Origin of the sequence: Staphylococcus coagulans (assembly GCF_022557135.1) — a bacterium.
GTDB classification, from domain to species: Bacteria; Bacillota; Bacilli; order Staphylococcales; family Staphylococcaceae; genus Staphylococcus; species Staphylococcus coagulans.
The window spans coordinates 359,272-383,890 of sequence record NZ_CP092966.1 but is presented as its reverse complement, the minus strand read 5'-3'; the positions used below and the strand labels follow the sequence as shown (position 1 = coordinate 383,890).

23 protein-coding genes and 2 riboswitches are annotated in these 24,619 nt (G+C 35.7%); of the genes, 3 read left to right on the top strand and 20 right to left on the bottom strand.

The features are described 5' to 3' along the window. The first annotated feature begins 337 nt into the window (after positions 1-337). A complete protein-coding gene (locus tag KM149_RS01645; RefSeq protein WP_214971110.1) occupies positions 338-1,015 on the top strand; it encodes an acetolactate decarboxylase in 678 nt (225 codons plus the stop codon). 340 nt (positions 1,016-1,355) lie between these two features. Here KM149_RS01645 and KM149_RS01640 read toward each other — a convergent pair whose 3' ends face one another. Beyond that, the gene (locus KM149_RS01640) at positions 1,356-1,502 is read right to left on the bottom strand and encodes a hypothetical protein (protein WP_158491199.1); all 147 of its coding nucleotides are present in this window, start codon (positions 1,500-1,502) and stop codon (positions 1,356-1,358) included. Positions 1,503-1,931: 429 nt separating this feature from the next. On the opposite strand from KM149_RS01640, the gene KM149_RS01635 reads away from it, so the two are divergent. Then, a complete protein-coding gene (locus tag KM149_RS01635) occupies positions 1,932-2,828 on the top strand; it encodes a fructose bisphosphate aldolase (protein ID WP_165546034.1) in 897 nt (298 codons plus the stop codon). 179 nt (positions 2,829-3,007) lie between these two features. Here the strand turns inward: KM149_RS01635 and adcA are convergent, their stop codons facing one another. The 19 genes from adcA to rbsK all read right to left on the bottom strand — a co-directional run bounded on the left by adcA (position 3,008) and on the right by rbsK (position 23,690). Next, positions 3,008-4,627, bottom strand: coding sequence for a zinc ABC transporter substrate-binding lipoprotein AdcA (gene adcA, locus KM149_RS01630; protein WP_182282247.1), 1,620 nt, complete (start codon positions 4,625-4,627; stop codon positions 3,008-3,010). A 291-nt stretch (positions 4,628-4,918) separates the two neighbouring features. Continuing rightward, the gene (locus KM149_RS01625) at positions 4,919-5,611 is read right to left on the bottom strand and encodes a type 1 glutamine amidotransferase domain-containing protein (protein WP_165546036.1); all 693 of its coding nucleotides are present in this window, start codon (positions 5,609-5,611) and stop codon (positions 4,919-4,921) included. A 190-nt stretch (positions 5,612-5,801) separates the two neighbouring features. Continuing rightward, positions 5,802-5,984 carry a hypothetical protein gene (locus KM149_RS01620; RefSeq protein ID WP_214971116.1) on the bottom strand — a complete coding sequence of 61 codons (183 nt, stop codon included), beginning with the start codon at positions 5,982-5,984 and terminating at the stop codon, positions 5,802-5,804. 1 nt (position 5,985) lies between these two features. Then, a complete protein-coding gene (locus KM149_RS01615; RefSeq protein ID WP_182308771.1) occupies positions 5,986-6,375 on the bottom strand; it encodes a tautomerase family protein in 390 nt (129 codons plus the stop codon). Then, a complete protein-coding gene (locus KM149_RS11945) occupies positions 6,362-6,490 on the bottom strand; it encodes a hypothetical protein (protein WP_268768011.1) in 129 nt (42 codons plus the stop codon). The genes KM149_RS01615 and KM149_RS11945 overlap by 14 nt, the downstream gene beginning before the upstream one ends. After that, positions 6,490-7,986 (bottom strand): sodium:solute symporter family protein, encoded by a 1,497-nt coding sequence (locus tag KM149_RS01610; protein WP_214971119.1) that lies wholly within the window; start codon positions 7,984-7,986, stop codon positions 6,490-6,492. Before KM149_RS01610 ends, KM149_RS11945 begins: the two co-directional genes overlap by 1 nt. 10 nt (positions 7,987-7,996) lie before the next feature. After that, a complete protein-coding gene (locus KM149_RS01605) occupies positions 7,997-9,376 on the bottom strand; it encodes an LLM class flavin-dependent oxidoreductase (protein ID WP_214971122.1) in 1,380 nt (459 codons plus the stop codon). Positions 9,377-9,422: 46 nt separating this feature from the next. Continuing rightward, positions 9,423-9,522: riboswitch (SAM riboswitch) on the bottom strand. Between the two features lie 163 nt (positions 9,523-9,685). Next, positions 9,686-10,963 (bottom strand): O-acetylhomoserine aminocarboxypropyltransferase/cysteine synthase family protein, encoded by a 1,278-nt coding sequence (locus KM149_RS01600; protein WP_165546038.1) that lies wholly within the window; start codon positions 10,961-10,963, stop codon positions 9,686-9,688. A 63-nt stretch (positions 10,964-11,026) separates the two neighbouring features. Further along, a riboswitch (SAM riboswitch) is annotated at positions 11,027-11,125 on the bottom strand. A gap of 195 nt (positions 11,126-11,320) precedes the next feature. Next, complete coding sequence (gene nrdG / locus KM149_RS01595) at positions 11,321-11,860, bottom strand: anaerobic ribonucleoside-triphosphate reductase activating protein (RefSeq protein WP_165546039.1); 540 nt, start codon at positions 11,858-11,860, stop codon at positions 11,321-11,323. Beyond that, a complete protein-coding gene (gene nrdD, locus KM149_RS01590) occupies positions 11,857-13,707 on the bottom strand; it encodes an anaerobic ribonucleoside-triphosphate reductase (protein WP_165546040.1) in 1,851 nt (616 codons plus the stop codon). Before nrdD ends, nrdG begins: the two co-directional genes overlap by 4 nt. Positions 13,708-14,035: 328 nt before the next feature. Then, on the bottom strand, positions 14,036-15,382 hold the full coding sequence (locus KM149_RS01585) for a PTS ascorbate transporter subunit IIC (protein WP_050329845.1): 1,347 nt from the start codon (positions 15,380-15,382) through the stop codon (positions 14,036-14,038). Between the two features lie 31 nt (positions 15,383-15,413). Beyond that, a complete protein-coding gene (locus KM149_RS01580) occupies positions 15,414-15,701 on the bottom strand; it encodes a PTS sugar transporter subunit IIB (protein ID WP_165546041.1) in 288 nt (95 codons plus the stop codon). Next, positions 15,701-16,147 carry a PTS sugar transporter subunit IIA gene (locus KM149_RS01575; RefSeq protein ID WP_050329843.1) on the bottom strand — a complete coding sequence of 149 codons (447 nt, stop codon included), beginning with the start codon at positions 16,145-16,147 and terminating at the stop codon, positions 15,701-15,703. Before KM149_RS01575 ends, KM149_RS01580 begins: the two co-directional genes overlap by 1 nt. Before the next feature lie 12 nt (positions 16,148-16,159). Then, a complete protein-coding gene (locus KM149_RS01570; RefSeq protein WP_182308769.1) occupies positions 16,160-18,094 on the bottom strand; it encodes a BglG family transcription antiterminator in 1,935 nt (644 codons plus the stop codon). A gap of 341 nt (positions 18,095-18,435) precedes the next feature. Further along, on the bottom strand, positions 18,436-19,473 hold the full coding sequence (locus KM149_RS01565; protein WP_060829334.1) for a sensor histidine kinase: 1,038 nt from the start codon (positions 19,471-19,473) through the stop codon (positions 18,436-18,438). Next, positions 19,474-20,160, bottom strand: coding sequence for a response regulator transcription factor (locus KM149_RS01560; protein ID WP_016426001.1), 687 nt, complete (start codon positions 20,158-20,160; stop codon positions 19,474-19,476). It lies immediately after the preceding gene. After that, positions 20,138-20,596, bottom strand: coding sequence for a DoxX family membrane protein (locus KM149_RS01555; protein ID WP_050329840.1), 459 nt, complete (start codon positions 20,594-20,596; stop codon positions 20,138-20,140). The genes KM149_RS01560 and KM149_RS01555 overlap by 23 nt, the downstream gene beginning before the upstream one ends. A 62-nt stretch (positions 20,597-20,658) precedes the next feature. Continuing rightward, complete coding sequence (locus KM149_RS01550) at positions 20,659-21,093, bottom strand: DM13 domain-containing protein (protein ID WP_016425999.1); 435 nt, start codon at positions 21,091-21,093, stop codon at positions 20,659-20,661. A 1,712-nt stretch (positions 21,094-22,805) separates the two neighbouring features. Then, the gene (gene rbsK, locus KM149_RS01545) at positions 22,806-23,690 is read right to left on the bottom strand and encodes a ribokinase (protein WP_214971128.1); all 885 of its coding nucleotides are present in this window, start codon (positions 23,688-23,690) and stop codon (positions 22,806-22,808) included. 329 nt (positions 23,691-24,019) lie between these two features. Here rbsK and KM149_RS01540 point away from each other — a divergent pair, with 329 nt between their 5' ends. Further along, positions 24,020-24,535, top strand: a complete 516-nt coding sequence (locus KM149_RS01540; RefSeq protein ID WP_165546045.1) for a peroxiredoxin family protein — start codon at positions 24,020-24,022, stop codon at positions 24,533-24,535. Positions 24,536-24,619: the final 84 nt, after the last annotated feature.

The window sequence follows — 24,619 nt, the reverse complement described above, 5'->3', positions numbered from 1 at the left end:
TACTTTAAAAAATGTAACACTTTCATTTTTTCACACTGTCTTCATCCTTATTAAAAAAGACATATTCATATCATATTTTTACATATATACTTAAATTGTATGCATAATTCATATGAACATAATACATTAAGATAAAGATTTTTACATAATTATATTGCTTTTTTAACGAAGCCACTCTATAATTTTATATAGCAAGCAATAATGTTTATTTATAACTCTATTTTATTTTCATTTTGCTTTGCTGTTTTTGAAGATAAATGAATACCACTAAGCACATTCGATCAAAATGATTACATCTTTAGCGTTTTGGACGCCAACTTCAAAGGGGTTGATTTAAATGAAAGAATATCGTCACTACATACATCAAGTGGGAACGATTAAAACCTTACTAGAGGGACATCATGAAAGCGAAGTGACAATCGCTGAGTTATTACGTTACGGTGATTATGGATTTGGTACATTGAACCATACTGATGGTGATTTTGTAATTATTGATGGGCAACCCGTTCATATGAATCAATATGGAGAACATCACGGATTAAATGGTCAAGAGAAAGTGCCGTATGGCGCTGTTGTTCAATTTAGACCCCAGCACGACTTCGTAGTTAAACAAGTGGAACATGTTGATATTTTTCAACATATCAAGGAAAGGCTAATAAAGACACAGCTTTTCTCAATGACTAAACTCACAGGCGATTTTAATTATATTCACTTAAGTGTTTATTCTAAAAATCATTCACCTCACACGCTCAAGCGCCCCTTTCATATACCTCAAACTGAACGTGCAGTGCGACAAATTAAAGGTACAATTTTGATTCTTTATACACCTCATGATTTTACTGGTATTCATCCACCGGGTTTCAGTGCCTATTTCGTTTCGGAATATCATGAACTTGTAGGCAAGGTCCTTAGCTTTAAAGTTTCAAATGCTGTAGCCCAACTTCAAAATTTGGATGGATATACAATGATCTGTCCTGCTGCTGAGCCATTGTTTATTAGGCATTTGTCATTATAGCGTATATTTTCTATTGATGATTTGTGGAACGTAAGTGAAGCAAGGACATATTGGAAAATAGCGAGTGCATAATCAGATTATAAAATTGAAAATACTCACCCATTAAATATCGTTTGATGAGGTACTTGCTCAAGAATTTTAATGTCAATGACCGCCTTTTAAAAGAAAAGTCATACTGTTACTAACAATTATTAGCAGTATGACTTTTGGCCTATGCGCTCCCTTTATATAGAAATTAAAATAAAAAGCACTCCCACTAAATACATCAATCTGTATTCAGCGAAAGTGCCTCCCATGATTACTACTGGGAAAACTCAAAAACGAATCGGTATTGAACGCATTAATTGTTTGAATAGTTTGCGTATTGTGATGCTAAGCGTTGATATTCTTTTTGAGTAAGTGCGTGTGCATCAGATGTGCTACCAACAGCTGATAAAAGAACAGCTACTGCAGCAGTTGACATTAAACCTTTTACCAATTTACTCATTCATATCACCTCTTTCACTTTTAAGTATAATTATTATACCACATATTAATAATATATCAAACAGATGCTTTTGATTTGTTCCATTTTGCCTTTTAACTTAAAATCTGCTAAATAATTTCATAATTAAATATTTAATATAAAAACATATTTTTTAATACACTTTCGTTTACACGCTTTATTAATATAAGACTTAACCTTATATTTTAGAGAACGTCATTTTATACTTTTTTATACATTTGTTACATAGGTGGTGTTTAGAAATTTTTAGCCTCACCTAAAAATAAAGATCTAAAAATCCTTAATATTACTGAATTGCCTCGATTTTTGAGATATTTATAAATGATTACCACTATCTTTTTATTTGAAACTATTTAATAAATTCGTCATACTAAGGGTGTAATTATATCGTTACGAGGAGTGAAAGGAAGTATGAATCAACAACAACTAGAAAAAATGAAGAATGGTAAAGGTTTTATTGCAGCACTAGACCAAAGCGGTGGTAGTACCCCTAAAGCATTACGCGGTTATGGTGTTGGAGAAGACCAATATAACAATGATGACGAAATGTTTAAATTGGTTCACGAGATGCGTACACGTATCGTAACATCACCATCATTTACTTCAGATAAAGTAATTGGTGCAATCTTATTCGAACAAACAATGGACCGTGAAGTTGAAGGTAAACATACGGGTGACTACCTTGCTGACAAAGGCATTGTACCATTCCTTAAAATTGACAAAGGTTTAGCAGAAGTTGAAAATGGTGTTCAATTAATGAAACCTATGCCTGAACTTGATCAATTATTAGATCGTGCAAACGATCATAAAATCTTTGGTACAAAAATGCGTTCAAACATCTTAGAATTCAACAAAGAAGGCATCGACGCAGTGATTAAGCAACAATTTGAAGTTGCACAACAAATTATCAATAAAGGTCTTGTACCTATTATCGAACCTGAAGTGAACATCGATGCAGAAAACAAAGCTGAAATCGAAGCTTACTTAACAGAATTAATTCAAAAACATTTAGATGATTTAGCTTCAGATGATTACGTGATGTTAAAATTAACAATTCCAACACGTGCAAACCAATATGAATCATTAATTAACCACCCTAACGTTGTACGTGTGGTTGCTTTATCAGGAGGCTACAGCCTTGAAAAAGCAAATGAATTCTTAAAAACAAATAACGGTTTAATTGCGAGCTTCTCTCGTGCATTAATTAACGATTTACGTGTAAGCCAATCTGACGAAGAGTTTGATCGCTTATTAGGCCAAACAATCGATTCAATTTACGACGCTTCAGTTAACAAAGTTCAAGCGTAATAATAAAACGTTAAGAAAAGCAAACCGAATCGCATTCAATCTATGAATGCAAATCGTGTGGAAACACAATTTTTCAAATCAATTGTGTTTCCACTTTTTTATATCAAGAAAAAACGCCTATCAGAAGGGCACGATTTAAATGTGCGCTCTGATAGGCGTTGTATGTTCGAACGACTCTTTTAGTGTTCTAACATTTCATCTTTTACTTCTTCTTTTGACAAGTTAGCTGGGTAATATGTTGGCCAGTTATCTAGCTCTTTTAAGACTTTATCACGATCATTGCCCATGAAAATATGGAAGTGTTCAGATTTTTTAGGTGCAATATTATGGTCGCTAAATTGTACATATTTTGGTAAGTCTTTAGACGCTTCACCTTCAAGTTTGAAAGTATAACGAACACCACGGTTGCCGCCTTTGTAATCTAAAATGTCTTTACCATCATAACGGTATGTGCCAGTCATTGACTTACCGTTTTTAGTGAAGGTGATTTGGTCACCTGAGATTTTAATTTTTTCTATATCTGTTTTATAACCTTTTTCATAATACGATTTGTATTCTTTCGCGGATTTATCGCCTTTATCTTCAGCTTTATGTTTGAAGACTTCATCTAAAGTACCATCTTTTAATAAAGGATAAACAGATTGCCAGTTACCTGCATAATCAGAAAGTTCGCGGTCTTTCACTTGGCTATCTTTGAAGTAACCATCTTGGATTGCTTTTGTATGTTTATTTGCTGCTTTATCATCTTTAACTTTAATTTTTTCATTCAATGCTTTTTCAAGGTTTTTCACGTTTTCTTTCATTAATGATTGATATGTCGCATCTTTCGATTGATCATCTGTAACAGCTTCCATGTTGTTGAATTTCAATGTTTTCGCATTTGTTTCTTTGCGAATTGTATCTGTCACTTTATGTGAAATATTTTCTTCATAAAGAATGTATTTCGCACCTGTATCATTAATTTCATCAACGATTTCAGTTAATTCTTTTTGTGATGGGTCTTCAGCATTTAAACCTTCAACCCCTTTTTGTACAAAACCGTAACGGTCAGCTAAATAGCCTAAAGATTCATGTGAAATGAATACCGCATTACCTTGACGGTCTTTTGTAATATCTTTCATATCTTGATCAATGCCATCTAAATCTTTTAATAATTTATCTGCATTTTTCTTATATTCATCTTTATGATCTGGATCGCGTTTTACTAAATCATCACGAATTGCAGATACGAATTTTTTATCTAATTGTGGATCTAACCATACGTGTGGGTCATAGCCACCATGATGATGATGTTCTTCACCATGTTCATGATCATGTCCTTCATGTTCATGTGCTTCTTCGCCATGCTCATGGTCGTGTCCTTCTTCACCATGTTCATCGTGATCACCATGCTCATGCTCATCATGTTCCCCGTGTTCATGTTGATCCGTTAATAAAGTTGCTCTGTCTAAATGATCCTCTAATGAAAGTTTGTGATCATCTTTTTTAATTGCCCCAGCTATTTTTTTAGAAACTGGATCTAAATTATCGCCCGTATAAATAAATAGATCCGATTTACTTGCATCTATAATATCTTTTTGTGATGGTTCAAAGCTATGTAAATCCGTCCCTTTCGGATAAATAGAATCTACTTGTACATGTTTACCACCAATTTGCTTAACAAACGATTGCAATGGGAAAACCGTTGTTGTTACTTTTAATTGGTCGTTTGATGATGCTTTATCGTCACCTTGACCACAAGCCGCTAACACAGAACCCGACAATACCACTGTCGCTAATAACTTGAAACTTTTTTTCATGATGTGGTCTCCTCCTAAAAATAGTAATGATTTCGATTTAAAATTATACGCTAAACATTTCATAAGCGCAATATGCATTTTTAAAATCATTATTTTCTAAAAATGACAAATTGCAAAATCTGTTACTTTTAATGCACCTAAATTCTTCACTTTTATCATTACTGTAAAGGATAACCTTGCTATTTTGACAAAATCATAAAAAAAGAGACGGAACAGAAATCAATTTGATGGTCTGTACCGCCTCTACTCTATTCACCTTACACTTTGTGTCTGATTCTCTCTATCTTGCTTTCATTTTGCATCGAGTCTGAGTTTGACCGCTTCCCCTACAGCTCGTGCTGAAGCTGGATTTTGTCCTGTAATTAATTGTTCCGCTTCAACGACAAAACTTTTTAATGGTATTAAGCTTTTTTGATAAACTGCGCCTTTTTCTTTTAATGCGGTTTCTAACTGATACGGCACTTGTTTTTTGCGGCGTGCTAAACCTTCTTCTCGATTTGAAAAACCTGTCAACCGTTGCCCTTCTATAAGAAAATGATTGTTCGGACGTTTAACTTCAAGTAACGCACTCGCACCGTGACAAACTGAAGAAATAACACCTCCACGATCATAAATGTCGTTTACTGCATGGGCAATCGTATCATGTCCTCGGAAATCATACATCACACCATGACCACCGGTAAAATAAATCGCATCATACTGTGTAACATCAGCTTCATCGAGGGAAGGCGAATGATGCAGTTTTTGCATAAAACTTTCATCTTCATAATATTGTTTAGTCAAACGATCTAACGTCACTTTATTCATACTCACGGGATCTAGTGGCGTTTCGCCTCCATTGATATTGTATATATCCAATTGATAATTCGGATTATTTTGGAATACATCATAAAAATGCACCAGTTCGCTCAACCATAATCCTGTTGGTAAATCAAAGCCATCAAATTGATCATAACTCGTATTTACAATCATTATCTTTTTCATTTTGAACACATCTTTCGTCTTTTTTCACCATTATAACGAACATTTCTCGATACACTTAATGAGTTGCTTAACAATTGCGCTATTTGGTATTAGAACGCCTTCCGACAGTGATAAGCGCAATAAATCATTGTTTAGCACAAAAAAAGAACGGCAAAATCTTTTTCTAATTATCAGATTTTACCGTTCATCGCTATGTGTTGTCTGGATGTGCTTTTTGGCATTTAGCGATTGCTTGGTTGTAAGCTGCTAGTTTTTCTTGCTTAATCATATGAGCTGCAGTATTGACCGGTTCATATGCTTCCCACTCCGCTCTTTTTTCAATCAATACAGCTAAAGAGAGCAGAGAGATTTTAAGTGATGTTTTTGTTGTCATATTATAAATCTCCATTCAAGAATTGCGCCTCCCCATTGAAAAAGCTCCAATTCGCATCTGTATTTTCTACAAGGCTAATCAGTACATCTTCTTTTCGAATACCTAATTTTTGATGTAATGTTTCTACCAACTTGCGATAAAAAATCGTTTTTTGTTCTTCCGTTCTTGGACGCGTGATAAGCGTAAAAACTAACACATCCTTCGTCCGTTCTATGCCTAAACCTGTATCTAAAATTTGCATCTCATACGCTTCGTGTTGCGTCACGATTTGATAGCGGTCCCCCACCGGTGCACGAAAGGCTTCTAGCATCACTTCATATGAGATATCTAAAACTTCCTTAATATAAGCTTCATCTTTCCCTTTAATTAGATCTATTTTAATGATTGGCATTATCATTCCCCTTTTCATCAAGATTTGAGTAACCCCATTTTAATGCAAGAAGTAGACCAACAAATGTTCCTATAAAACCATAAAGCCAGATGGATAACATTTCATTTACAAACATTATGCTTCCCCCTTATCCACAGAGAGTTGGCGCGCTCGATAATGCATGACAGAGGAAGTTACAGTGATCGTCAGTATGCCCAAAATAGTGGCAACAGCACCGGCAGACATTGTACTTGGAATCACACCGCCAAAATAAATGACAAGATAGGATATTAAACCAACGACCATCGAAAGTTCTGCTGCACGGGCAGGTGCTTTTCGTTTCGCATATACCGCATGTAAAATAGGACCCATTGTACCGGCTGCAATACCGGAAATCCCAATCCACATGAGGTCACTCATATAGAGCGGTGGTTTCAAAACTAATAAAAACGATAAAAGCCCTACAATCGGTACAGAAGCACGACTAATACGAAAAGCAATTCGATTGGCTTTCTCTGTTTCAAGATTCACCCACTTCTGTTTGACAATCAGTTTTAAAAATAAATCATTCGCGAACACTGTAGAAATAGACACAAACAAGCCATCTGTCGTTGACATAGCCGCTGCTAATATAACGACACCGAATAAAGCAACAATCACAGCAGGAAACGCCCACTCTATATATTGTAGTAAGGCTAAATCTGAACTTGCGACTTGCCCACCCAATGCTACGCGACTATAAATACCGCCAAAAAGTACAAGTAAACATAAAGCCATTACAATGATATAAGTACGAATCATGCGCCCTAAATCTTTTTCACTTTTTAGACCTAAAATTTTATTAAACAAGTGCGGCGCTGACGCAAAAGCCCATTGAATAATAATCGCACCGATAATCATTGTAAAAGAATGAAAGTGAACGGATTCAGGATTAAAAACTTGGACTAAGTGATGATTTTGATGATCTAAGTTTTGTGCAATCCCTGAAAACGTATCATGGATGCTACCTTTCCAAAATAGCACAATGCCAGAGATAAAAATGGCAAGGCCAGCTACTGCCATAATGATGACTTGTATGGCATCGGTATAAATATCTGCTAGTGCACCACCTACGTAAACATAAATCACAACAATGACTGTGATTACAATCAAACTTGAAAAGTAACTCATACCGAGTAAATGTTTGAAAATCAAAGCGCCTGCTACAAGCTGACTTGCGATATAGAAAATATTAAATAATAAGATCATAGCCGTCCCAACACGTAAAATAGGACTGTCATAAAAATCGCCTAACCAATCTGGTAGCGAGAGGGATTGCTGCGTTGTATTTAATGATCTGACTCTTTTAGCGACCATTAAAACACCTGTAGGGCCACCGATAAACATCGCTAAAAACAACCATAAATTATTGAGTCCCCACGCATACGACCATCCCGGATAACCTAGAAAGGTTGCAGCACTTAAATACGTCGCTGCAAAAGACAATCCTAGCGTACGGGGGCCAATCCTTCCAAAGCCAGTCGCAAAATCTGAAATACTGTTCATCTTTCTAGAACTGACAAAGCCTACCGTAATCATGAACGCCATGAAAACAATAAAACCTATCCATGTATACACTTTAACGTCATTCATAATCATCCCCCTATATCTGTACTAAATTGGCTTTTTTATTTCGTGCAGGATGTGTCGGTTTCACTTTCGTATGGCCTTTGCCAAACATATTTTCACGTAAAGTTTCACCTTCATATTCTGTACGATATATGCCTCTTTTTTGTAATTCAGGAATGATTAAGTCCACAAATTCTTCAAATGTACCTGGTGAATAAGTCTGCGCAATATTAAAACCGTCCGCACCACCTTCATTCACCCATAACTCCAATTGATCAGCAATTTGTGTGGGTGTTCCGATGAATTTAGCCGTCCCATTACCTAGTCCGTGATTTTTCACCGCTTCTCGCAATGTCCATTTTCGATGTGGGTCTTTTGTATATAAATTGAGATTGCCTTGCATCGCTTCTGTCTCGATATTTTCGATATATTCATCTGGATCATATTGAGAAAAATCAATACCCGTATGTCCACTTAACAATGCGACTGAACCTTCATAGCTGACTTCATTTTGAAGCGCTTCATATTTTTCATAAGCCTCTGCTTCAGTTTCACCGATAATAGGTAAAACCATTGGAAAAACAAGTATATCTTCTCCATCACGGCCAAATTGTTGTGCTCTTGTCCGAATGTCTGTGACATATGCCCGTAACGATTCAATAGAGGTGTGTTTTGTAAACACAGCCTCTGCATGCTTTGCAGCAAATATTTTGCCTTTTTCGGAAGCACCTGCTTGAAATAAAACAGGCGTTCTTTGAGGGGAAGGCTCTACAAGATGCGGGCCGGGTATATCGAAAAATGTACCTTTATGATGAATCGCATGAACTTTAGAAGGATCAGCATACGTATCTGTCTCACGCGCTTTAACAACTGCATCGTCCTCCCAACTGTCTTCCCACAGCTGATAGCTCACTTGCAAAAATTCGTCAGCACGGTTGTAACGTAATGCTTTAGGCAAGCGTTCTTTTAAGCCTAAGTTCACTGCTTCGCTTTCTAAATAAGACGTCACAACATTCCAACCTAATCGGCCATTTGTCAGATGATCAAGTGTAGATAATTGACGTGCCAACTTATATGGCTGGGCATAGGTAGTAGAGACAGTAGGTGCAATACCAATATGCTCAGTTACCGCTGCAATGGCAGAAACGAGCGGAATAGGATCATGTGCGGGGAGTTGAACTGCGTGTTTCACTGCGGCGTCATGAGATTGGTTGTAAACACTATAAGTGCCCAACACATCAGCAATAAAAATACCATCAAATAAACCACGTTCTAAAGTTTGAGCAATATCCGTCCAATATTTTAAATTGTGGTGTGTCGCTCCTTTATCTTTTGGATGTTTCCATAAACCTGAAGCATGGGGAGAGGGAGAGTTTTGGACGAATCCGTTAAAATGAATTTGTTTTCGTGTCATGAACATTACCTCCTAAGAAATAGGAAGATAAGGCATAGCTGTAGTTGACTTATCTTCTAGCAATTGTGCTACTGGAATTGGCACAGTGAATTAATCCTGTTGCCGAGATTTCATCGGGCCAGTCCCTCCATCTCTCTTGATAAGACGATGATGTACACTCATGGGGTACTTTTTAATAAGTGAAAGGTAAAACACTGACCGGTAGAATAATCACTTCCTTCACATGGCGGCTTACGCTTTAAAAGCGCTCATGTCAATCTACCAGATCATGAATTTCCATTTATTTTCATTTTGTGCGACGCTTAAAAGTTAAATTTTGGCAAAGCCTTTTTCCAAATCTGCGATAATATCATCGATATGCTCAAGTCCTATCGAAAGACGAATCGTCTCCGGGGCAATACCTGCTGCTGTTTGTTCTGCTTCCGTCAATTGTTGATGTGTCGTGGATGCGGGGTGAATGACAAGTGACTTTGCATCTCCTACATTCGCTAATAAAGAAAATAATTCTAAGCCTTCAATAAACTTTTTACCTGCTTCGTATCCACCTTTAACACCAAAGGTAAAGATGGAACTTGCACCTTTTGGTAAATACTTCTCTTTTAACGCGTAATATTCACTCGTAGGTAAACCAGCATATTTAACCCATGCGACTTTATCATGCTTTTCAAGATATTGTGCAACTTTTTCAGCATTTTCCACATGACGTTCTAATCGTAATGAAAGTGTCTCTAAGCCTTGCGTTAGTAAAAATGCATTGAATGGTGAAATCGCTGCCCCTGTATCTCTTAAAATTGTTGTACGAATTTTAAAAGCAAGTGCGGCTTCTCCAAATTTTTCACTGAACACTAAGCCGTGATAAGACGGATCGGGTTCACTTAATCCTGGAAACTTGCCATTATCCCAATTAAAGTTACCTGCATCAACAATAACACCACCCATTGATGTTCCGTGCCCACCAATAAATTTGGTCGCAGAATGAACAACAATGTTCGCGCCATATTCAATTGGACGTAAAAGATAAGGCGTTGCAAATGTATTATCAACAATAAGCGGTATACCTTGAGCTTTTGTAATCGCTGCAAGTGCATCGAAATCCTCAACATTGCCTTCTGGGTTCCCAATGGTTTCTACAAATAATGCCTTCGTATTGTCTTGAATCGCATTTTCTATACTACTGACATCTTTCGTATCTACTAATGTGACATCAATCCCATATTTAGGTAACGTATGTGTGAAAAGCGTATGTGTTCCGCCATATAATGTGGAACTTGCTACAATATGATCACCCTTCTGTGCTACAGCTTGAATCGCATACGTGATGGCTGCCATACCTGAAGCAACTGCTACACCAGCCACACCCCCTTCAAGTTCAGCCACACGTGTTTCAAGCACGTGTGTGGTAGGATTCATCAGTCGTGTGTAAATATTCCCAAGTTCATCTAAGCCGAATAAATTCGCCGCATGTGCCGTATCATCAAAAGTAAAAGATGTCGTTTGATAAATCGGTAAAGCACGTGAATGGCTACTTTCGTCGACTTCTTGTCCTGAGTGCAATTGCAAAGTTTCAAATTTAAAATCACTTGTCATTTGACATTCCCCCTAATAATAAAAAATAAAAGCCTACCTGATAAAGATAGACTTTTACTAGAAGACTTATCTCTCAGGTTAAATCACCTGCAGGAATTAGCACCTAACTGAATAGGTTGCCTGGTTTCAAAGGGCCTGTCCCTCCACCAATCTTGATAAGTATGATTCAATTGTTAAAATGCAAGATGTATCGTGCAAATAGAACGGCCAATACAATAACCGTGCGGGTGTTTTATTGGCTTTTAATGATACCACAAGTCTATCTAACATCCTTAACGATGTCAATACACAAATCCGAATTTTCTTACAAATTGAAAAAATTTGAAAAATGTCTGTTCGTATCAACACGTAGCCTGTTTATTCAATGTAAATCGACTGGCTGATCATTTCGGTTTTAATAAACTGTTGGACATCAATGACACGTTGATTTAATGACCCTTTATAGGGCAAATTAGGTTGATATAATTTTTGAATGAACATGCCGTCTACAATGACATCAACTTGTTTTAATAACGCAGTCCGTTCATCATTCGCAAACCATAAATACTCAAATAAAAAGCCTGTCCAAACCCAAATTGATTTCCGGCTACCGTAGCGTTCTCGAAAAGCATGTACTAATGGGATAACAATATCTAAATTACAAAAAGGTTCGCCCCCTAAAATGCTTAATCCTGAAATATATTCCGGTGCACACGCATCTAACACTTCCGATATCAATGTTTCCGTTGCCCGTTCACCATATCGAAAATTTTGAGCTGCCACATTGTAACAACCTTCGCATAAAAATGGGCAACCTGAAACATAGACACTGCAACGTACACCTTCTCCATCGACGAAGCTTTGGTATTCGATTTTAGCGATATAACCTGCACCCTTTTTTATTTTTTGTGCAATCATGAGGGATTCGCTTTCATATGTTTCACACGTGCGCACATTTCTTTATGACGCCCTTCAATCATTGGCCGTTGCACAGGATTACCTAAATAACCGCATGTCCGTTTAACAACATCGACCGTTTCAGGATTATGGTTTCCGCAATGTGGGCAACTATAACCTTTTTCAGTTGTTTCAAAGTCTCCTTCGAAACCACAGTCATAACAACGATCGATTGGGATATTTGTACCTAAATAGCTCACACGATCGTATGAATAATCCCACACCGCTTCAAGCGCTTTCACATTATGGTCTAATTTAGGGTACTCACAATAATGAATATAACCACCGCTTGCAAAATGAGGATAATCTTTTTCAAAATCTAATTTTTCGAACGGTGTCACGTCTTTTCGTACATCGTAATGAAACGAGTTTTGATAATAACCTTTATCTGTAATATCAGGAATCGAGCCAAACGCCTCATAGTCTAAACGGCAAAATCGATCTGTCAAAGACTCACTTGGTGTGCTATAAATACTAAACCAAATGTCATGCGCTTCAGTCCAACTATATTGATAAGCTTGCATCTTTTTTAAAATTTCAAGTGTAAAAGCTTTCGCATCTGCGTTAGTTTCCCAATTAGGCCCAAAGAACACTGTCGCTGCTTCATAAAGTCCAATGTACCCCATAGAGACAGTCGCACGTTGCTTATTAAATAAAGCGTCCACCGAATCGTTTTCATCAAGACGGTATTTAAAAGCCCCGCGTTTGTATAAAATTGGCGCATTGTTTGGCACCGCTTCTTTCACACGTTCAATACGATAAGCCAATGCATCGTGTAGCACTTGCATCCGTTCATCAAATAAAATCCAAAAACGTTCAATGTCGCCTTCTGATTCAATCGCAATGCGTGGCACATTTAAAGTGACAACACCTAAATTACAACGACCACTATTTTCATATTCACCATTCTCATTTTGCCAAGCCGGTAAAAATGAGCGGCAACCCATAGGTGCTTTAAAATCACCAAGCAACTCTACAGTTTTGTCGTAATTTAAAATATCTGGATACATGCGTTTCATAGAACATTTTAAAGCCAATTGTTTAATGTCATAGTTTGGATCTGACGGTGCCAAATTCGTTCCTTTTTTAATTGAAAAGACAAGTTTTGGGAAAATGGCTGTAATTCGATCTTTACCTAACCCTTTAATTCGTGTTTTTAAAATTGCTGTTTGGACTTTGCGACTAAGTTCATCCGTACCAAGACCAAAGCCTAAAGTCACAAAAGGTGTCTGTCCATTAGATGTATATAATGTATTAATTTCATATTCTAGACTTTCAATCGCATCACTAATATCTTGTGTCACACGTTGATCGACATAAGTTTCAATATGCGCTTCGTCTACAAATTGCTGCGCAATATCACGATGTTTTTGTTCGTTATATTTCGCATATGTACTTAATAATTCGTCAACTCGATCAATCGTGCAACCCCCGTATTGACTGCTCGATACATTCGCAATAATTTGAACGAGTTGTGCGGCTGCTGTTTGTATCGATTTAGGAGATGTGACTTGCGCATTGCCAATTTGAAAGCCTTGCGCCAACATCCCTTTAGCATCGATTAAACAACAATTTGTTAATGGCTGAAATGGATGATAATCTAAATCATGAAAGTGTATTTCCCCTTTTCGATGTGCCTCTGCCACGTGTTTTGGCAATAAATAATCTAAAGCGTACGATTTTGAGACTACCCCTGCAGTCAAATCACGCATTGTTGAAAACGTTTCACTATCCTTGTTTGCATTTTCATTTACTATTGTAGGATCTTTTGTCATTAAACCAGTAAGTTCTTTTTCCAGTTGTGTCAAAATATCACTCTTTTCTATATATAGTATCTATAAATAATCATAAACACCATATATAGTGCTTTTCAAATGATAACTGACGGATTTACGAATTTGTCATTTCTTTTCAAACATTATGTGAACAAAATATTGCGTTAGATTGGATTGGAAATTATATTTCAAAGGGCTTAACTGATCCCAAGTTACTAGTCCAACTGCTATTTCAAAAGCTCGGTATGAAAAGACGAAATTTAACCTCCGTAATGATTTTAGTACGGAGGTTAAAACAATTTATGCGACTTTTGATGAATCACTATTTTTCTATCTTATTGTTTTCTTAACGTTGAATTTATCATTCATGAACCGATTTACGTTTTTGGAAAAACATCGCAATAGCACCAATAGCAATTATTGCAATAGTTAATCCAATAACTCCCAAGTATTTAACAATATTACCAAAAACAATACCAACAACTAAAAAGTCTGTATCTGAGAAAGTTGTCGACGCTAAACCAAGATCTCCTAAGAACGGTAAAAAAAGTAGCGGTAGAAAAGTAATGAGTATTCCATTCACCATTGAGCCCGCAACTGCACCTTTAACACCGCCCCGCGCGTTACCAAACACCCCAGAAGTTGCTCCCAAAAAGAAATGCGGAACAACGCCAGGTAATATGACCACTCCACCGATGAGAAACATGACAAACATCCCTAAAACCCCGGTTAAAAAGCTAACAAAAAAGCCAATTAATACCGCATTTTGCGCATACGGAAAGACGATTGGGCAATCTAACGCTGGCTTAGAATGTGGAACTAATTTTTCAGAGATACCTTTAAAGGCTGGCACAATCTCCGCGAGAATGAGTCGTACACCCGTTAAAATGATAAATACACCAGCTGCAAAAGTAACCCCTTGGATTAATGAAAAGACTAAGAAATTTTGTCCATCACTTACTTTATCATGAACATATCCCACACCTGCACACAAACTTGCAATTAAATATAACGCAATCATTGTAAGTGAAATACTAATTGTACTTTCTCTCAAAAAACTTAGTCCTTTTGGAAACTTAATCTCTTCAGTTGATTTTGATTTACCACGGAAGCATTTACCAATTTCACCTGCCGCCCAATAACTCACTGTTCCAAAGTGACCTAATGCCACTTGATCATTTCCTGTGATTTTCCGCATCGTTGGTTGAGCCAACGCTGGAAATACTGCCATAATCAATCCTAAAATAATTGAACCAAAAATAATCGTCCATGTCCCTTTAATTTGGCCAACAGTTAAGAGTATAGCTAAAAATGCTGCCATATAAAATGTATGATGGCCTGTTAAGAAGATGTATTTCAAATTTGTAAAACGTGCAATTAAGATATTGACTAACATCCCAAAAACCATAATTAGTGCTGCTGTCGTTCCATATTTTTTAAGCGCAATTGATATAATCGCTTCATTATTAGGAACAACACCTTGAACACCAAAAGCATGCTGGAATATCTTACCGAATGGCTCTAGTGATTGAACAACAACACCTGCGCCTGCACTTAAAATCAAAAATCCTAAAATTGTCTTTATCGTTCCACTCGTAATAACGGATGCGGGTTTCTTTTGCACTACTAAACCGATAAAAGCAATGAGCGCTACTAAGATAGCTGGCTGACTCAAAACATCTACAATAAAATCAAGTATCGCTTTCATTTCAAACACTCCTTGTATGATATTTAGGGTCCTAATCAATTAAATTAAAAGTTTTTAAGCGTTCAAGTAGCTTTTCTTCTAGCTCTTGCTTATCAAGAATATTATCTAGTACCAATACTTCTCCTAAACGCGAAGCATTTTCTTCAAGATCTCTACCACAAATAAATAAGTCTGCCATTTCTGGACTGGCTGTCATAATGTCACTATGTTCAACTTCAATGCTTTCATTAACACTTATGTTTTTTAATACATCCTGCACATTCATCTCAACCATAAAACTGCTTCCTAAACCATGACCACAAACAACTAAAATTTTCATTATTTATTTCCTCCTCTTAATGTTCCTAATATTTCATCTGCGTTTTGACAAGCCAATAATTCTTTAACTATTTCTGTATCGCCTAATATATGAGCTAAATCTTGTAAAATACCAAGGTGCGCTTGATGGTCGATAGCACTGATTACAAATATTAAGCGCGCATAATGACTATTTTCACCAAAGTTAATAGGCTGATTCAATTTCAACAAGCTTATGCCAACGTCATATACATCCTTACTTGGACGTGCATGTGCAATCGCTATTTCAGGGGCTATAACAATATAAGGCCCGAGACTTTTGACACTTTCAATCATTGCATCCACATAAGAAACATTGAAAAAGCCTTGCTCTAATAAAGGTTGTGAAGCCTCCCGTATGGCTTCATCCCAAGTGCTCACTCTTTCTTTTACGACAACCTTGTCCTGTGTTAGCTTTTCTAAAGACATTATTTGCCTCCTTTAATTTCTTTGTAAATATGCATATAACCCTTCTAAATTACCATTCAGCAGTTCATTTCTTATTGAAGAATGTAATAAAATATCGTTCAACTCCTTTAGTGCGTTTAAATGTATGTGTGGATGACTCGTTGCAAGTCCAATCACTATTTTCACAGGATCATAACGTTCATGTTGAAAATCGACACCTTGCTGAAAACAATATAATGTCATTCCCATTCCACTTTTGACGTGCTTAGAACTTGCATGCACTAAAGCAATATGAGGACTTATAACCATATAGGCACCAAATGCATCTAATTGATTCATAATCTCTTTTTTATATGAATCGTTCACTATTCCACTTTTTTCTAATGGAGCTATAACATGCGAAATTGCTTCATTTCGATTAAATTTCTCTTTCACGACGCCCAATCTTTCAGGTTTAAGAACCTCTCTTAGAGAAAAACCATGCTCTGAAATATCATCGACTAATCGTTCTCTTTTTTGGTTAATCAATAAGTTCAATTGATCTCTATCCTTTTTATCTAGAAAAGGACTCACTTTTATACACTGAATCGAACTTAATTCAATAGGTACTGTTGTGATGACATATTCTACACCGCGTCTTAGCAATTCCGACTCATCAATTTGATACAAAGAATAAGCGTCTAAAATATCAAATTCTGGATAGACTTTACTCAATTTTGCCTTTAACAACTGTGAAGTCCCTATTCCTGACCCACAAAGCAAAACTACTCTGATTTTATGTTCATTTTCACTCGTTAATCTTTCAAAACATGAAGCAAAGTGAATGACTAAGTATGCAATTTCATCCTCAGAAAATGAAACATGATAAAGCTCTTCAAAAATCCATATATGCTGCGTAATAACTTCAATCAATTCAGGATATTGAGTATAGATGTCATTTTTAAGTGGATTTTGTTGTTTCAAATTGTAAGTCATTCGATTCAAAGCAGGTGTAAGATGAATATATAAGCCATTAAGTAATTTACTGTCTTTAATTAAATCTACGCCCAGTGCAGCTCCGACTCTTTCGACGAATTGATAAATCAATATTTTAAGTTCGTCATTTTGTTCATCCTGATTACCAATTTTATTTTTTTTGGCTCCTAATAAATGTAGTACAATAAAAAGCGCTTCTGACTCAGGAAAATGAATTTCAAATGTTTTTTCAACTTCATTTTTAATCGCTTGTGAAATCTCGTAAGCGTCTGTGCCTTTATGAGCCTTCAAAAGGTCTGGAGGTCCTGATATTGTACAAGATGCTTTGACGCGTTGTATGGCAATTAATAGATGTATAACTAAACCGTCAATTGCAATTTGAAAAAGTGGATAATGGACTTCTTCTAACACACGTAATACAATTTCTCTAATTACTTGTAGCTCTTCTTCATCGAATAAATTTTTACGTATCAATTCACTCGTTGTTTTAAAATAAGCGTGTATAACTTCTCCATATGCTTTTCGATAACTGGCTTCTGAACCTTCAATGATAAAGCCTTTATTTTTTAAATAAGCCAAGTTTAAATGGTGTGCATATAACCACTTGGTCACATTTTTCAGATCGTCTACAATCGTGCGTCTAGATACATTCACAAGTGTGGAAAGCATTCTAGAATTCACAGGACTATTAGCTTCAAAAAGGAATAATAAGATTTGTAACTGCCGCTCATCTTTTGTATAGTGCACTTCTGGAAATATTGCTTCACTCATATGCGCTATCATATTTTCATCTAAGCACTTGATTTTGATTCCTTTTGATTTGCTTCGCTGAACTTGCAATTTCAACTTATCTTCCATAAATTCGATATATTCCAAGTCATACTGGATTGTACGCTCAGATCGATCAAAGGCTTTTGCTAAATCTGCAATTGAAATATACTCCTCGGCTTTCATTAATCGATTTAAAATCTCATATTGTCTATTAGTAAGCAAAATCGAACCTCCTATATATCTATTGTAAACGTTTGCATTTTACAGTAGATGTGCAATCTATTTCTTTAAATAAAACGAAAAATTTCATATGCAAAGCAATTTATATTATAAAGTACAAGTTGTATATGATTACTGTCATGCTTACTTATGTATAAAGTGAAAACCCTGTAGCTACTTGTATAAGTTATGCGCGTTCATATCACATTTCATCTTTTCTTTTTAATATGGGAAAGTGCTAAAAGTGTTGAACATAATAAAAAACGCTAGGACTTGTGGAGGATCCTAGCGTTTTATCTATTTATAAATTTATGGAAGGTTAGAGAAATATTGTTATTGAGAAATTATAATCTATCTTGTGGAGGGAAGCGTAAAGTGATTGTCGTTCCTTGACCATACGTACTCTCAACTTCGATATGACCACCGATTTGATGTGCCAATGTTTGAGCAATGTACAAGCCAAGTCCGGAACCACCTGTATCTTTGTGTCTTGAACTTTCGACTCTGAAAGTTCTTTCAAATATATTTTTAATATCTGATTCTGGAATACCCATACCTGAGTCAGAAATCGAAATTGCGATTTCATCATCTACTTCAAAGACCTCTACGGCTAAGGGCGAACCGTGTTCTGAAAATTTAAGCGCGTTGTCAATGAAATTCATGATGATGCGTTCTATTGCGCGCTGGTCTTGTGTGAAAGGTTTGATATTTTCTGCTATTTTTACGTCTAGTTCTCTTTGTTCATGTTGTAATCGTTGTGAGTAGACTTCAAAAATAGGGATTAATAGTTGATCAATGTGAATTTGTGTCAGTTCATTTTCTTGGTAGTTAACTGTGATGACGTCTGTGATATCATCAAACATTCTTGATAGTCGATCTGACTGATTAATTAAGATACTGTAGGCCTTTTGTGTATCTGATTCACTATGAATAATGCCATCTCGTAATCCCTCTGAATAGGATTTAATACTCGCTAAGGGCGTTTTTAAGTCGTGTGCGAGGTTTTGCACCATATTCATTTTTTCTTCTTGCTCTTCTTTAATTAAATTCATTTGCTCTTGAATTTTATCGACCATTTGATCAAAGGATTCACTCAATTCTTTTATTTCTTTAGGGGCATTAATTTTGAGTTTCTCCGTTTCAAATTGGCCTTTTGCGATTTTTTGCGTTTTTTCATTCAACTTTTCAATCTTTTTTATCATGGGGACTGTAAAAAAGATACCGATAATTAGTGTCATCATACCGGAAAGGAATGAACACAATGTCAAAAGAATGGTAAGTGGTCCGTCAAACCACATCAGTTTGTATAATGTATAAAATAAAAATGTCGTTGTAATAATCGTAACGATAAACGAATAGATTAATTGTTTACGTATCGTCATTTAAATCTGCCTCTGAAACTTATAGCCTAGACCCCATACCGTTGCGATAATATAGTCGTCATAGCCATATTTTTCTAGTTTTTCGCGAATACGATGGACATGAACATTAAGCGTGTTCATATCTTCATAGTACTCGTAACCCCAAACTTGTTCTAACAAATCTGTCTTGGACAATGCGACTGATTCATTATTTGCAAAATGCCATAACAATTCGAACTCTTTGATGCGGAATGGGATAAGTTCTCCCTCTAATTCTACGGTTTTAGTTAAATTATTTAATACGAGTTTTCCACAACGAATCGTGTCTTGTGTGGAAGGACTTGTGACGTTGACACGATGTAGAAGATTTTTAACACGTATCACTAATTCACGTGGGCTGAATGGTTTTTTGACATAGTCATCAGCCCCCAACATTAAGCCGAAGATGGTGTCATGTTCGCTTGTTTTAGCAGTTAGATAAATATATGGGATGTCGAGTCCTTTATTCTTCATTTCACGTACAACTTCGTAACCATTCATCTCGGGCATCATGATATCAATCACCATGACATCCACATGGGTATCCAACAATTCCATTGCTTCTACGCCATTAGATGCGGTTGAAACGTGATAACCTTCATATTCGAAATAAGTTTTACAGATTTCTCTGATGTCTTGCTCGTCATCAACTATGAGTATGTGCGCCATTTTCATCATTCCTTATATTTTTACGTTTGATGAAATGATTTAAACTAATTGCTGCTAACGTTTCTTTATTCATTAATAAAATGACAAAGAATAAAAGTTGCACTGGGTAAGTAAAAATCATATCAGCTAAAATATAATTTAACATAATGAACACGCCAAAGAAACTCGCAGTGTAAGATAACACACCTAAAATGAGACCTAAACCAATTGCAATCTCACCTAGTTGTACCATCCACTTGAAAAGTTCTAAATGATTTGCAACACCGAACTCGAAAAATGACTTAAACCATTGGGGGGAATCCTGGTTGTCACGTATAACTGAAACCAATCCGTCAATTGCAAATCCACCTGTTAACTTTTCAAAACCTTGCATCAGTATATAAAAACCTGATCCTAAACGAATAAGGAGAATTAAGACTTTATAAGCTATCGACATATCTTCACTCCTTTCTTATTGATGTTGCTTCTTGTTGATTACTTGATGTTATATCTTGATGATTATTTAAGTTTTGCAGAACCGAAAATAACGTGTGCTTTGTCACAGTAGATAGTTACTGTATCGTAGTCTTCTGCTTTAACACCTTTAAGATCAAAAGTTTGTGTAGATTCGTCATATTTAACTTCGTCTAATTTTTCACCTTTTTTGATGTCATTACCTTTTGTTAAGTAAACGTGTAAGTCTGGACCTTTTGATGATTCGTAGTCTGTTAACATTAACTTACCGTCTTTGATTTCAGCTTTACCTTTAACTGTTTCGTTGTTTTCGCCTTTAAAAGTACCTGATTTCATTACTTTTGAGTTATCTACATTTTTATCTTGCATAGATGTCTCAGCTTTGTTGTCTTCTTTTTTGTCCATGTTGTCATTGCCACAAGCACCTAATAAAAATGTTGTCGCTAATGCACCTGATACTAAAGCCATTTTTATATTCATAAATAATTCCTTCTTTCTAAATTGAGATTACATATATCATTGTAAATAACGCGATGGTTGATTGACATAAACTAGGTATTAATAATTCTTAAATAACTATTAACAGTCATTTCTTTTATATTTTACAATTATTTATATATATAAGAATGAAACAAAATATAAGATGATGCAGGTTATAAGTGGTGTAAATACCGCGTTTCCCCCTTTACTTGCCATGCAAATACATACACTCAATAATGTTCAGCTATTTTATTTTTGATTTATCTTATTAATTAGAGTTATCTTATGACAAAATATTTTATACTATAGAAAAAACAAACCTCACCGTTGAATGTAATGATGAAAAACTTCTGAAAAGAACACCCTATCAGTCATTACACGTCACGATCAGGCTATTTAACATTTTACTTCTTATATTAATAGATTACTTTCTCACAATAATACACTTCGAATTTTATATAAATATATTGCTAAAAATGACACTATTTTATTTCTTCAAAATACGAATAAACCCTATAAAATAGCATCATTCATAAATATTTTTAGGTTAGCCTAACTTTTTTATTTACAAAGCTAAAATTATATGCTATCTTAAAAGTGTTCAAATTGATATGCGTGAATAACAAGTGAATGTCCACTTATCATTTTTTTACAATGATTCATCTGGTCTCAAAGGCATGGTCTCATGCGTACTCTGTGATGACCGTATGAACGTTTTGAATAAATTAATGAAATCACGTTAATCTTTTGAACATGACAATTGAGATATTCATACTTTCATATTTTATGTTGGTAGTTATCTCGATTGCTATAGAAATCTAAATTTGTCGTCGTAATGACAATGAATGTGTGCACACAATTCAATTTGAAGCCATTTTAAACATGACTTACAAATTCGACATGATTTATTTTTCTATCGTATAGGTCACTTCAGCAAAGGGTCAAAATCATACACATATCAGTCATTCCTTAAAGGACAACAGTAGGCAAGAATTAATATTCCCTTAACAAGTAAAAGCCAAGTTGAACAATTTTAGACCATTAACAGATGGCGGATTGTTACAACAGAAATGTTTATCCTCCATAGCTAAAGTAAGATTAAACAACAGGTATGAACTCCTAGTGAATTGTCATAACAAAATCGCATGTCATCCCTCTAGTACATGTGATTCTACCGACAATATGATAATGTCACTAAGAGCACATGTATCATTATGTCAAATAGCCCTTAGCATAGTGATACACGATGGTCGTTACGTCATACCCCTATAAGCGTAACACCTCCAAATAATTACAACTTGATTCTATAGTAGCGCGGATTGTTGGTATATCGATACACTCCCTTTCGTATATATCAATAGTCTCGAAACATCTAGTATCATTTTTACAACTCTAGATAATTAAAAATCATCTTAAAATCTTAAAACCTTTATACCCCAGATGTGCTTCATCTCACATCTGGGGTCCCTTATTTTATCCGCCATTTGATTGAGTCGCCTTCTTGGATATTCCGACTTTTCACTTTACACCTGTTAATGACAGAGACTTCACGGTGAGAAGCGACTCGATTCTACCAACAACCTTTGAATACATCTCAATCGCTGCTATATATTGTTATTTCATGCATAAAAAAGAAGTGACACATGATCATAACTTCATTTTCAGAAGTCATTAAAAAACGACATGCCCCACTTCTTTAATATAACGTAAATTTATATTTCAAATTCTTCTTTTAAATCATCAAGATAAGGCATACCACCTTGTGCACCCATGCCAGTCACTGAATGACTTGCCGCTAAATTAGCAAATTCAATGGCTTTTGTCAGTGTGTATCCTTTTTGTAAACCGACTGCTAGCGCACCATTAAAAGTATCGCCTGCACCTGTCGTATCTTTGACTGTTCTTTTAAAACTTGGCACTTTCACAAGTGAATCTCCATTATGATAAATTGCACCCGCTGAACCTAATGTCACAATCAATTGATTAGGATATTTTTCAAGCGCTGTTTCGATAGGCGCGCCATCGAACATTTTGGCACTTTCAGTTTCATTAGGTGTTAAGTATGTCGCTTGTTCAACCATCTGTTGTGGAATCTCACGATAAGGTGCTGGATTTAGAATAGAAATCACTTCATGTTGATAACAATACGCAATAACATGTTTCACTGTTTCTTCAGGTATTTCTTGTTGAATTAACACGATATCTTTCGGTTTTAAACGCTCTAAAAAAGGTTGAATTCGCTGTGGTGTCACTTCATAGTTCGCAGAAGGCACAACAATAATACGGTTATCATTTTGAGAAAGTGTGATATGTGCGGTTCCCGTTGGCACGGAATCAATCATTTGAATGCCGTCCATCTGTACGCCATTTTGTTCAAAATTCTCTTTAAGTTGTGTTCCGAATGTGTCATTACCTACGCATCCAATCATGTGAACATGATCTCCTAACCTTGCTGCTGCGACGGCTTGATTTGCGCCTTTACCACCTGGAGTTGTGAAAAAATGCTCACCCAAAACCGTCTCTCCTTGTTCAGGTACAATTTCTGAAGACACAACCAAATCCATTGAAGCGCTTCCAATTACATATATGTGTTGCATAACGATTCCTCCTTGATGTTTCTCTTCTATTCCATCTTATCCATTTGCCCATCATTTTGCTAATATAACGATACCTATAAATTTAATTTTCAAATCAATTCTCGTGGTTTGTTTTTCCTACAACGGATATCTATATTATCTTTAGAAAGCGCCATCATATCGTCGCCTACGTTTCCGCTATTCTAGTGCGTTTTTTCCTTCATCATACTTCCAAAAACAAATTCATAACATCATTTAGTTTTACAGCACTCAAGCTTTCCGTTTTTATATTATATTCAATAATGATATATTGAATTTATATTACGACTACTTGAAAGGAGTTATCATGTATGACTGAATTTAAACTTGGCGCACAAATGCCTAACTTTGAACTTAAAGCAACAGACGATTCAACTTTTAATTTCCATCAATTTCAACAAGACCATCCAAATCAATGGTATTTTGTGATTAATTTCCGTGGTTCTTGGTGTCCAGTATGTATGGAAGAATTGGATCAATTAATTAAAAATAAAGGTTATTTTGAAGGAAAAGATATCAAAATTATCTTAACTTCAGATGATAGTGCTGAAAACTTACAAAAAATGGTAGAAGAAAAAAGCGTTCCTTATCCAGTTTTAGTAGATAACGACTCAAAATTTGCAGATACTTACGGCGTTTTCAAACACCCAGATGACTCTATTTATGATGATCACGGTTCACATAACGAGCCTGCTTATTTCTTAATATCTGAAGACAATCGTTTGTTATATCAACAAAAACAAACGAATCCATTCGGCCGTCCAACAATGACTGAACTTCGTAAAACAATTCAATATATTAAAAAAACATACCAAAGCCAATCATAAAGTATAGCTGAAGTATGCAAATACGTTTATTTTAAATTTGCACTACAACAATTGAACCGAGGCTGGAAATGACATCCCAACCTC

Coding starts and splice junctions, on each gene's coding strand:
- KM149_RS01580 (WP_165546041.1), bottom strand. CDS start 15,701: ATGAAAATTTTAGTTGTTTGTGGTCATGGTTTAGGAAGCAGTTTTATG.
- adcA (WP_182282247.1), bottom strand. CDS start 4,627: ATGAAAAAAAGTTTCAAGTTATTAGCGACAGTGGTATTGTCGGGTTCT.
- KM149_RS01575 (WP_050329843.1), bottom strand. CDS start 16,147: ATGTCTTTAGAAAAGCTAACACAGGACAAGGTTGTCGTAAAAGAAAGA.
- KM149_RS01615 (WP_182308771.1), bottom strand. CDS start 6,375: ATGCCAATCATTAAAATAGATCTAATTAAAGGGAAAGATGAAGCTTAT.
- KM149_RS01625 (WP_165546036.1), bottom strand. CDS start 5,611: ATGAAAAAGATAATGATTGTAAATACGAGTTATGATCAATTTGATGGC.
- KM149_RS01565 (WP_060829334.1), bottom strand. CDS start 19,473: ATGACGATACGTAAACAATTAATCTATTCGTTTATCGTTACGATTATT.
- rbsK (WP_214971128.1), bottom strand. CDS start 23,690: ATGCAACACATATATGTAATTGGAAGCGCTTCAATGGATTTGGTTGTG.
- KM149_RS11945 (WP_268768011.1), bottom strand. CDS start 6,490: ATGTTTGTAAATGAAATGTTATCCATCTGGCTTTATGGTTTTATAGGA.
- KM149_RS01540 (WP_165546045.1), top strand. CDS start 24,020: ATGACTGAATTTAAACTTGGCGCACAAATGCCTAACTTTGAACTTAAA.
- nrdG (WP_165546039.1), bottom strand. CDS start 11,860: ATGATTGCACAAAAAATAAAAAAGGGTGCAGGTTATATCGCTAAAATC.
- KM149_RS01555 (WP_050329840.1), bottom strand. CDS start 20,596: ATGTCGATAGCTTATAAAGTCTTAATTCTCCTTATTCGTTTAGGATCA.
- KM149_RS01550 (WP_016425999.1), bottom strand. CDS start 21,093: ATGAATATAAAAATGGCTTTAGTATCAGGTGCATTAGCGACAACATTT.
- KM149_RS01605 (WP_214971122.1), bottom strand. CDS start 9,376: ATGACACGAAAACAAATTCATTTTAACGGATTCGTCCAAAACTCTCCC.
- KM149_RS01620 (WP_214971116.1), bottom strand. CDS start 5,984: ATGACAACAAAAACATCACTTAAAATCTCTCTGCTCTCTTTAGCTGTA.
- KM149_RS01585 (WP_050329845.1), bottom strand. CDS start 15,382: ATGAAAGCGATACTTGATTTTATTGTAGATGTTTTGAGTCAGCCAGCT.
- KM149_RS01635 (WP_165546034.1), top strand. CDS start 1,932: ATGAATCAACAACAACTAGAAAAAATGAAGAATGGTAAAGGTTTTATT.
- KM149_RS01600 (WP_165546038.1), bottom strand. CDS start 10,963: ATGACAAGTGATTTTAAATTTGAAACTTTGCAATTGCACTCAGGACAA.
- KM149_RS01610 (WP_214971119.1), bottom strand. CDS start 7,986: ATGAATGACGTTAAAGTGTATACATGGATAGGTTTTATTGTTTTCATG.
- KM149_RS01645 (WP_214971110.1), top strand. CDS start 338: ATGAAAGAATATCGTCACTACATACATCAAGTGGGAACGATTAAAACC.
- KM149_RS01560 (WP_016426001.1), bottom strand. CDS start 20,160: ATGGCGCACATACTCATAGTTGATGACGAGCAAGACATCAGAGAAATC.
- KM149_RS01640 (WP_158491199.1), bottom strand. CDS start 1,502: ATGAGTAAATTGGTAAAAGGTTTAATGTCAACTGCTGCAGTAGCTGTT.